Origin of the sequence: Mesorhizobium sp. M0815 (genome assembly GCF_040319995.1) — a bacterium.
Taxonomy (GTDB): Bacteria; Pseudomonadota; Alphaproteobacteria; order Rhizobiales; family Rhizobiaceae; genus Mesorhizobium.
On the sequence record NZ_JAMYOU010000083.1, the window covers coordinates 1 to 534 of the forward strand.

Here is a 534-nt window from a genome sequence, read left to right on the forward strand (position 1 = left end):
CACAGCCTGGCGGACATGATCGGCTTTCGCATGAAGATGATCGCCGCCGGCTACGAGGACGGCAACGACGCCAACCGGCTGCGCCGCGATCCGGTCTTCAAGATGGCCCAGGATGCGCTGCCGTCGGGTCGGGATCTGGCGTCGCAATCGACGCTGTGCCGGCTGGAGAACCTACCCGGCGTGCGGGAGCTGGTCGCGATGGGACGGGCGATGGTCGATCTCTATTGCGCCTCGTTCCGGCAGGTGCCGAAGCGGATCGTACTCGACATTGACGACACCTTCGACGCTGTGCACGGAGGCCAACAGCTTCGCCTGTTCAATGCCCACCATGACGAGTACGGCTTCCAGCCGATCGTCGTGTTCGATGGTGCGGGACGGTTCGTCAGCGCGATCCTGCGACCGGCCAAGCGGCCGAGTGGGGCTGAGATCCGCCCCCACCTGCGCCGTCTGGTGCGGGCGATCCGGATCAACTGGCCGAACATTCGAATCCTGCTCCGCGGCGATAGCCATTATTGCAACCCGCAGGTCATCGAC

General features: G+C 64.8%; 1 protein-coding gene. It reads left to right on the forward strand.

The window, feature by feature from the left end; all coding sequences use genetic code 11:
- Nucleotides 1-534, forward strand: a 534-nt coding sequence (locus NKI01_RS30835) for a transposase (protein ID WP_352965869.1), incomplete at both ends; no start/stop codon positions are given.